An 8,849-nucleotide genomic window follows, 5' to 3' on the forward strand; every position below is an offset into this window, starting at 1 on the left:
TGTCGAGACCGGTCTCGACAAGCTCGACCAGCGACGGGCAGGTCAGCGCGCCGCCGGCCCCGGCGGGAACTCGGGGCGCTCGAAGGCGTCGCGGATCCGCAGGCGGATGGTCGCGTCCAGCGCCTGGAGCTTCTTGGACGCACCCCGCTCGGTCACGTCCGAGATGTCGGTGACCACGTAGCCGATGTCGCCGCGCGTCGCGAGCATCTGGCCCTCGATGTTGGCGCCGTGGTCCGCGAAGATCTGGTTCACGGTGGCCAGCACGCCCGGCACGTTGCGGTGCAGCAGCTTGATGCGGCCCACGCCCGTGTGCTCGAGCTGCAGGTTCGGCAGGTTGACGCTGAGCATCGTCGACCCGGTCGTCACGTAGTCGCTCAGCTTCTTGGCCACGAACTGGCCGATCGCCTCCTGCGCCTCCTCGGTGGAGCCGCCCACGTGCGGGGTGAGGATCACGTTCGGCAGGCCGCGGAGCACCGACTCGAAGGCGTCGCCGCGCTTCTTGGGCTCCTGCGGGAAGACGTCGACGGCGGCACCCGACAGGTGCCCCGAGGTGATGCGCTCGGCCAGCGCGTCGACGTCGACCACGAACCCGCGGCACAGGTTGAGGAAGATCGCGCCCGGCTTCATGCGGTCGAACTGCTTCTCGCCGAACAGGCCGGCGTTGCCGGAGCGGCCGTCCACGTGCAGCGTGACGATGTCCGCGGTCTCCAGGAGCTCGTCGAGGGTCTCGACGCGGCGCGCGTTGCCCAGCGCCAGCTTCTCGGCGGTGTCGAAGAAGACGACGGACATGCCGAGGTTCTCGGCGAGCACGGAGAGCTGCGAGCCGATGTTGCCGTAGCCCACGATGCCGAGGGTGCGGCCGCGCACCTCGTGCGAGCCGTCCGCCGACTTGTCCCACACGCCGGAGTGCAGGGCGCGGTCGCGCTCGGTCATGCGGCGGGTCAGGGAGATGATCTCCGCGATCGCCAGCTCCACCACGGAGCGCGTGTTGGAGAACGGCGCGTTGAACACCGCGACGCCGCGGTGGGCGGCCGCCGTCAGGTTGATCTGGTTGGTGCCGATGCTGAAGGCACCCACGCCGACCAGGCTGTCGGACTCGGCCAGCACCCGCGCGGTGACCTCGGTCTTGGACCGGATCCCGAGGAGCTGCACGCCGTCGAGGGCGGCGATCAGCTCGTCCTCGTCGAGGGCTCCCTTGCGGTAGTCGACCTCGTACCCGGCCGACTCGAGGATCGGGACGGAGGTGGGGTGGACGTTCTCGAGGAGAAGGGCTCGCTGCACGCACCCATGGTGCGCCAGGGTGCGGGCGAGCGACAAACGGATGGGGCCCACGTCCCGCCTGCTGGGACGGCAGGTGGACGGGGCCCCGCGGTCAGAACCCCTCGGGCAGGTCGCGGGCGTGCAGCACCACGAGGCGCTGCGTCGGCCGGGTCATCGCCACGTAGAGGTCGCTGGTCCCGCCGGCGCCCTCCGCGATCGCGGCCGGCTCCACCAGCACGACGGCGTCGAACTCCAGGCCCTTGGTCTCGCGCGGGCTGAGCACGGTCACCTGCGCGTCCTCCGGGCGCTGGGCCGCGAGCCGGGCGGCCTCCTCCGCGCCGACGGCGTCGGCCAGCGCCCCGGCCACGGCGTCGGCCAACCGCGCCACGTGGGCCGGCGGCGCGACGACGGCCACGCGGCCGGCGTCGGGCCCCACGAACTCCTTGACCAGGCCCACGGCCTCGGCGACCACGGCGGCGTCGTCCGGCACCCCGTCCGGTCCCGGCGCGGTGCGGGCCGCGTCGAGGGAGCCCTCGACGTCGCGCGCCGCCCGCAGGTCGGAGACGGGCAGCCGGGCCGCCCGCGCGACCCGCTGGGCGGTGTCGGCCACGGTGGCCGGCGTGCGGTAGGAGACGGTGAGCTCCGACAGGCGCCAGCCGTCGCGCAGCAGCGGGGTGAGCATGCGGTCCCAGCTGCGGGCGCCGGCCGCCGACGAGGTCTGGGCGACGTCGCCGACGATGGTCATCGACCGCGTCGGCACGCGGCGCACCAGCGCCCGCCAGGCCATCGGGGACAGCTCCTGCGCCTCGTCGACCACCACGTGGCCGTAGGTCCAGGACCGGTCGGCGGCGGCGCGCTCCGCCGTCGTCAGCGACGGGCCGGTCGCCGCGAAGCGGGACGCGAGGGTCTCGGCGTCGACCAGGCCGCCGCCCGCGCCCGTGGTGGAGAGCACGTTGCGCGCGTACTCGACCTCCCGCGCCTGCTCGGCCTCGCGGAGCTGGGCCTCGGCCCGCGCGAGGGAGTCGTCCTCGCCCAGCAGCTCGTACGCCTCGTCCAGGATCGGCACGTCCGACTCGGTCCACGGCGCGCCCGGCTCGCGCGCCAGCAGGCGCCGCTCGCGCTCGGACAGCTCCGGCGCGGCCTCGGCCAGCCGGTGCGGCTTGGCGTACAGGTCGGAGACGAGCCGCTCGGGCGTGATCGGCAGCCACGCGATGTTGAGCGCCACGCGGACGTCGCGGTCGGAGCGCAGGTCCTCGACCACCGAGGCCCGGTCCTCGGACGACAGCGGGGTGCCGTCGAAGTCGCGGTACTGGTCGGCCAGCCGCCCGAGCATGTCGCGCACGAACGACGCGCGCGCCAGGTTGTGCGGCTTGTGGGTGCGGCGGGCGCGGGCGATCGCGTCGGCGACGTCGCGGGGGTGGATCACGAAGTCGTGCCCCTCGACCCGCACCTCGACCGGGTGCCGAGGCACGCGCTCGCGCGCCCGCACGGCCCGGCGGATCACCTTGCGCCACAGCAGCAGGCCCTTGAGCCGGGCCACCTGGCCCTCGTCGACCCCGGTCGCCCGGATCCCCGGCAGCAGGCTGCCGATCGTGGTGGACACCACGCCGGTCTCGCCGAGGGAGGGCAGTACCTGGTCGATGTACCGCAGGAACGCGCTGGAGGGGCCCACCACGAGCACGCCGGAGCGCTCCAGCAGGCGCCGGTGCGCGTACAGGAGGTAGGCGGCGCGGTGCAGCGCCACCGCCGTCTTGCCCGTGCCCGGCCCGCCCTGGACGACGAGCGCCCCGGTGAGGTCGGAGCGGATGATGCGGTCCTGCTCGGCCTGGATGGTCGCGACGATGTCCGTCATCCGGCCCGTGCGGCCCTGGGCCATCGCCGCCAGCAGCGCGCCCTCGCCGGACAGCGCGTCGGCGTCGATCTCGGCCTCGAGGTCCAGCACCTCGTCCTCCAGGCCGGTCACCGCGCGGCCCTTGGTCACCAGGTGCCGACGCCGCCGGACGTCGCCCGGGTGCAGCGCCGTGGCCCGGTAGAACGCCTCCGCGGCCGGCGCGCGCCAGTCCGTGAGCATCGAGCGGTGCTCGGCGTCCGTCAGGCCGATGCGGCCCACGTACCTCGTCGCTCCGTCCGACAGGTCGAGCCGGCCGAAGACCAGGCGGTCCTCGACCGCGTCGAGCTGCGCGGCCCGGTCCTCGTACATGGTCGCGAACGCGTCACGCTCGCTCCGGTTCTGGTGCGTCCCGGAGGCGCCCTCCAGGCGCACGTTCCGCAGCCGGTTCGCGGTGGTGCCGCGCAGGGTGTCCAAGCGGACGTACATCGTGTCGACGACTGCTTGCTCGTGGGCCAGTTCGCCCGCGATTCCCGTCACGCCCTACCTCCGTGTTTCACCAGCGAGTCTCCCGTGTTCCACCAGCAAGATCTGTCCGGTCGTAATCAACCGGCCGACCATTATTGCTCACCCGTCGGCCTGTCCGCTGACAGGGCCTCGTCACGCTGGATAGGATCGCCGCCATGGCACCGGGCGGAGCGGGTTCTGCGAGGCCCTCAGGCGGGCCCGGCCCCGAGGCGCGCCTGGCCCGGCTCGACGGTCCGATCTCGGTCCTGCTCGTCGAGGACGACGACGCCGACGCCTTCCTCGTGAGCGAGCTCCTGGCCGACGCCGACGTGGAGTCCGACCTGCGCGCGGACCTGCACCGCGCCCGCTCCGTCGACGAGGCCCTCAACATCCTGTCCATGGTCGCCGTGGACTGCCTGCTGCTCGACCTGGGCCTGCCCGACGCCGAGGGGCTGGGCGCCCTGCGCCGCGTCATGTCCGGCATCGAGGTGCTCCCGGTGCAGCCCGCCGTCGTGGTGCTCACCGGGAACACTGCGCACGACCTGGGCTCGGCCGCCGTCGCCAACGGCGCCGACGACTACCTGGTCAAGGGCGAGGTGGACGGCGACGGGCTGGCCCGCTGCCTGCGCTACGCCACGCTCCGCCGGCGCTCGGCCGCCCAGCAGATCGCGCTGTTCCGCAGCGAGGTGCGCGCCGCCGAGACCACCCGTCTGGAGCGCGCCCTGCTGCCCAAGGAGCTCGTCACCGACGAGCGGGTCTCCGTCATGGTCGGCTACCTGCCCGGCGGCAACGGCCTGCTCGGCGGCGACTTCTTCGACACGGTGGAGCGCCCCGACGGCACCCTGGTCACCGTCATCGGCGACGTCGCCGGGCACGGCCCGGACGAGGCCGCGCTCGGGGCCGCGATGCGCACCGCCTGGCGCACCCTCGTGCTGGCCGACACCCCCGCCGACGACGTGCTGCCGCTGCTCGAACGGGTCCTCCTGGCCGAACGCGGCCGGCCCGAGGTGTTCGTCACCATCTGCCAGGCCGTGATCTCGCCCGACCGCTCGCACATGGACGTCTACCTCGCCGGGCACCTGCCGCCCCTGCTCGTGGTGCCGCAGACGCCCGCCGGCCAGACCACGCCCGTGACCCACCAGTGCGAGGAGCTGCCGTCCTCCGACCGCGGCCGCGCCCTGGGCATCCCCGTCGAGGGCAGCTGGACCGCCCACCGCGTACACCTGCCCGAGGTGTGGACCGCCGTGCTCTACACCGACGGGCTCGTCGAGGCGGCCGTCGGCGCCGACCCCGAGGGCACGCCGATCCTCCCGCCCAGCGCCCACGGGCGCATGCCGCGCCTCGGCGCCCACGGCCTGCGCAGCGTCGTCGAGCACGAGATGGACCAGGGCACCGACGAGGTCGTCACCCGCGTGCTGCGCCGCGTGCGCGCCCTGCACGGCGGCCCCCTGGTCGACGACGCCGCGCTGCTGTTCGTCGGCTGGGCCGGCGCCGGCGCCACCGAACCGGGGGAGCGCACCTCGACCCTGGCCGACTCGGTGGAGTGGTCGCGGGCATGACGCTAGTGCCGGACGAGCACCGGTTCACCGGTGTGTCGATGCGCCGCCGCCTCGCCCGCCTGCTCGGCGCCGTCGCGGCCATGCTCGTGCTGGCGCTCGCCGTCGCGGTGCTCGCCCTGGTCCAGTCCCGCGGCCTGGACGCACGTGCCGACGGTCCCTACTACCGCGCCCTGGTCGACGGCGAGAGGGCCTCCGTGGCGCTCGCCGACGCCGACGCGTCGGTGAGCGCCTACCGCGCCACCTGCGACGAGGCCGCGCTCGAGCCCTGGACCCGCGCCGTCGGGGCGAGCGGCCGCATCATGCTCCTGGCCGACGTCGAGCGCCGGGCGCTGGCCTCGGACGCCGAGGTGCTCCAGGCCTACGAGGAGGCCGTGCGGCGCACCGACGCCTGGTTCGACGAGTACGCCGAGCCCGTGGTCGCGGCCGTCGAGTCGGCGCCGGCCGGCCAGATGGCCTGCCAGATGGAGCTGCTGAGCACCGCACCGCCGATCTCCCGGGGCGACACGCTGTACGAGGCCGCCAACGACGCCGTCTCCCGGTACCTGGCCGAGCTGAGCGCGCAGCGGGACGAGGTCGTGGACACCCGGGCCGTCTGGGAGCGGCTGCTGCTGGGCGCCGTGGCGACGCTCGTGCTCGTGGTCGTGCTGATGGGCACCATGATGTGGCTCGCCCTGGAGTCGTGGGTGATCCGGCCGCTCACGGAGCTCACGGCCGCCGTCCGCGTGGTGAGCAGCGGGGTGCTCGGGCGGGAGATCCGGCCCGCCGGCACGGGCGAGGTCGCCCTGCTGGCCATGCACGTGGAGACCATGCGCCGCGAGCTGGTGCACCAGGTGGAGGAGATCCGGCTGTCGCACCAGGAGGTCGAGAACGCGCACACGCTGCTCAGCGAGCAGGCGCGCGAGCTCGAGCGGTCCAACCGCGACCTGGAGCAGTTCGCCTACGTGGCCTCGCACGACCTCCAGGAGCCGCTGCGCAAGGTGGCCAGCTTCACGCAGCTCCTGCAGAAGCGGTACGGCGGCTCGCTCGACGAGCGCGCCGACCAGTACATCGAGTTCGCCGTGGACGGCGCCAAGCGCATGCAGCGGCTCATCCAGGACCTGCTGAGCTTCTCGCGCGTGGGCCGCACGGGCGTGCCGCGCGAGGACGTCGAGCTGGAGGGCGTGCTGACAGCGGCGCTCGCGGAGCTGTCCGAGCGGATCGCGGCCGCGGACGCCGAGATCGTGCACGACCCGATGCCCGTGGTGCACGGCGAGCGCGCGCTGCTCCAGCAGATCTTCGTCAACCTGATCGGCAACTCGCTCAAGTTCCGGGACCCCGACCGGCCGCCGAGCGTGCGGATCGAGGTGCGCAGCATGCGTGCGCACTGGGAGATCTCGGTGGTCGACAACGGCATCGGCATCGACGCCCAGTACGCCGAGCGGGTGTTCGTCATCTTCCAGCGGCTGCACTCGCGCGAGCAGTACGCGGGCACCGGGATCGGCCTCTCGCTGGTCAAACGCATCGTCGAGTACCACAAGGGCCGGATCTGGATCGAGCCGGCCGACGGCGGCGGCACCATCGTGCGGTTCACGCTGGCCCGGCGGCAGGGCCAGCCCGGCACGGGGCGCCTTTCGACCGAACGGGCGCAGTCGACTACGCTTCAATGAGGCGGCCTGACCAGGGCCGACGGCGGGCCGCGACGAGGGGGCCCGGCGATGCCGACATCATGGGACAGGTACGGGCCGGGTGGTCAACGTGAGCGGTCAGAAGGTGATGGAGATCCTCCTCGTGGAGGACGACCCGGGCGACGTCCTGATGACGCGGGAGGCCTTCGAGGACCATCGCGTCCCGAACAACGTCTCCGTGGTGGGTGACGGCGTGAGCGCGCTGGAGTTCCTGCGCAAGCAGGGGCAGTACGCCCAGGCGCCGACCCCCGACCTGGTGCTCCTGGACCTCAACCTGCCCAAGATGGACGGGCTCGAGGTGCTGGCCGTCGCCAAGGGCGACCCCATGCTGCGGCACATCCCGGTGGTCGTGCTGACCACGTCGGACGCCCAGGAGGACGTCGTCGGCTCGTACTCGCTGCACGCCAACGCGTACGTGACCAAGCCGGTCGACTTCGACCGGTTCATCGACGTGGTGCGCCAGATCGACGACTTCTTCGTCTCCGTGGTGCGCCTGCCCGGCCGCTGAGCCGAGCCTCCGCACGTTTCCTCACGACGCTCAGGGCGTAACGGGAAGACACCCGGCCCCCGCTGCGTTGGACCAGAGCAGACACCCTTTCGGATCGGGTGATCGGCAGTACTCCGACGAGCGAGGGAGCGCACGTGCTTGACCCCCAGGGCATCTACGACGTCGACGAGGCAGCGGTGGAGCGCACGCTGGGTCGCAGCGTGCCCGGCAGCTCCGACGGACCCGTGATGCTGCACGCCGTCCGCGGTTTCGTGGACGCCGGCAGCGCGGGCGACCTCGCCGTCGAGCACCTGATCGACGAGTTCCGCGTGGAGCGTCTGGTGACGTTCGACGTGGACCAGCTGCTGGACTACCGCTCCAAGCGGGTGACCATGACGTTCGACTCCGACCGGTGGGCCGACTACCAGGCCCCCCACCTCGCCGTCGACCACCTGACCGACGCCGAGGGCACCGGGTTCCTGCTGCTGCACGGCTCGGAGCCGGACCTGCAGTGGGAGCGCGTCGTCGCGGCGCTGACCCAGCTCGTGGAGCGCTTCAACGTGAGCCTCGTGGTGGGCGTGCAGGGCATCCCGATGGGGCTGCCGCACACCCGCCCGCTGTCGCTGACGGCGCACGCGACCCGGCCGGGCCTGGTCGACGACTACACCTCGTGGTTCGGCAGCGTGAAGGTGCCGGGCTCGCTGGCCGCGCTCCTGGAGTACCGCCTGGGCGAGGCGGGGCACGACGCGCTCGGTTTCACCGTGCACGTGCCGCACTACCTCGCGCAGTCGCAGTACCCGCCGGCCACGGTCGTCGGGCTGCAGCACATCGAGCGCGCGACCGGGCTGGACCTGGCGATCGGCGGCCTCGAGGAGGCCGCGACCGACGCCAAGATCGAGGTGGAGAAGCAGGTCGCGGAGTCGTCCGAGATCGCCGCCGTGGTCAAGGCGCTGGAGGAGCAGTACGACGCGTTCGCCCGCTCCATCGGCCGCCCGAGCCTGCTCGCGGAGACCACGCCGATCCCGAGCGCCGACGAGCTCGGCGCGGAGTTCGAGCGATTCCTCGCACAGCAGAACGGCGAGTGAGCCGGGGTTCCCGGTGAGTTCGCGGCCCGGTGTGTCATAGCTGCGGCAGAAATGTGCGTGTTCCATGGCACATTTGAGTGGTCCATGCCACACTGGCGCACGTTGCAGTGACGTACCAAGGCCACGTCCGGCGTGTCGTGAGCAAGTCGGGAAAGCATTGCGGCACGGGGGCGGGCAACGGGCTCGCCGTCGGATCCCGGACGGAAGGTCGAAGGACAGCATGGCGCAGGGTTCTGTGAAGTGGTTCAACGCGGAAAAGGGCTACGGGTTCATCGCCCAGGACGGCGGCGGCGCCGACGTCTTCGTGCACTACTCCGCAATCCAGTCCAACGGGTACCGGTCTCTCGAGGAGGCCCAGCGGGTCGAGTTCGAGATCACGCAGGGTCCCAAGGGTCCGCAGGCGGAAGCAGTCGTGCCGCTCTGACGTAGCTCGTGAGAAGGGCCGCGCTCCCTCCGGGG

Annotated in this window: 7 protein-coding genes; 5 read left to right on the top strand and 2 right to left on the bottom strand. The window is 72.7% G+C overall.

The window, feature by feature from the left end; translation table 11 throughout:
• Window positions 1-42 precede the first annotated feature (42 nt).
• Together serA and ACFU5G_RS27260 are read right to left on the bottom strand one after the other, a co-directional pair.
• Window positions 43-1,281, bottom strand: a complete 1,239-nt coding sequence (serA, locus tag ACFU5G_RS27255; protein WP_377251776.1) for a phosphoglycerate dehydrogenase — start codon at window positions 1,279-1,281, stop codon at window positions 43-45.
• Window positions 1,282-1,372: 91 nt separating this feature from the next.
• A complete protein-coding gene (locus ACFU5G_RS27260; RefSeq protein WP_377251778.1) occupies window positions 1,373-3,628 on the bottom strand; it encodes a HelD family protein in 2,256 nt (751 codons plus the stop codon).
• A 143-nt stretch (window positions 3,629-3,771) separates the two neighbouring features.
• On the opposite strand from ACFU5G_RS27260, the gene ACFU5G_RS27265 reads away from it, so the two are divergent.
• From ACFU5G_RS27265 to ACFU5G_RS27285, 5 genes are all read left to right on the top strand, one after another.
• Window positions 3,772-5,154 (top strand): PP2C family protein-serine/threonine phosphatase, encoded by a 1,383-nt coding sequence (locus ACFU5G_RS27265; protein WP_377251780.1) that lies wholly within the window; start codon window positions 3,772-3,774, stop codon window positions 5,152-5,154.
• A complete protein-coding gene (locus ACFU5G_RS27270; protein ID WP_377251782.1) occupies window positions 5,151-6,800 on the top strand; it encodes an ATP-binding protein in 1,650 nt (549 codons plus the stop codon). The genes ACFU5G_RS27265 and ACFU5G_RS27270 overlap by 4 nt, the downstream gene beginning before the upstream one ends.
• Window positions 6,801-6,906: 106 nt before the next feature.
• Entirely contained in the window at window positions 6,907-7,326 is a 420-nt protein-coding gene (locus tag ACFU5G_RS27275) for a response regulator (protein WP_033327489.1), read from the top strand.
• A 134-nt stretch (window positions 7,327-7,460) separates the two neighbouring features.
• On the top strand, window positions 7,461-8,390 hold the full coding sequence (locus ACFU5G_RS27280; RefSeq protein ID WP_377251784.1) for a proteasome assembly chaperone family protein: 930 nt from the start codon (window positions 7,461-7,463) through the stop codon (window positions 8,388-8,390).
• A 220-nt stretch (window positions 8,391-8,610) separates the two neighbouring features.
• Window positions 8,611-8,814, top strand: a complete 204-nt coding sequence (locus ACFU5G_RS27285) for a cold-shock protein (protein ID WP_020016705.1) — start codon at window positions 8,611-8,613, stop codon at window positions 8,812-8,814.
• Window positions 8,815-8,849 lie beyond the last annotated feature (35 nt).

This window comes from Promicromonospora sp. NPDC057488, assembly GCF_042802395.1.
In the GTDB taxonomy this organism is placed as follows: Bacteria; Actinomycetota; Actinomycetes; order Actinomycetales; family Cellulomonadaceae; genus Promicromonospora.

Bases quoted from the DNA above. Each gene is read 5' to 3' on its own strand.
- ACFU5G_RS27285 (WP_020016705.1), top strand. From the start codon at position 8,611: ATGGCGCAGGGTTCTGTGAAGTGGTTCAACGCGGAAAAGGGCTACGGG.
- ACFU5G_RS27275 (WP_033327489.1), top strand. From the start codon at position 6,907: ATGGAGATCCTCCTCGTGGAGGACGACCCGGGCGACGTCCTGATGACG.
- ACFU5G_RS27270 (WP_377251782.1), top strand. From the start codon at position 5,151: ATGACGCTAGTGCCGGACGAGCACCGGTTCACCGGTGTGTCGATGCGC.
- ACFU5G_RS27265 (WP_377251780.1), top strand. From the start codon at position 3,772: ATGGCACCGGGCGGAGCGGGTTCTGCGAGGCCCTCAGGCGGGCCCGGC.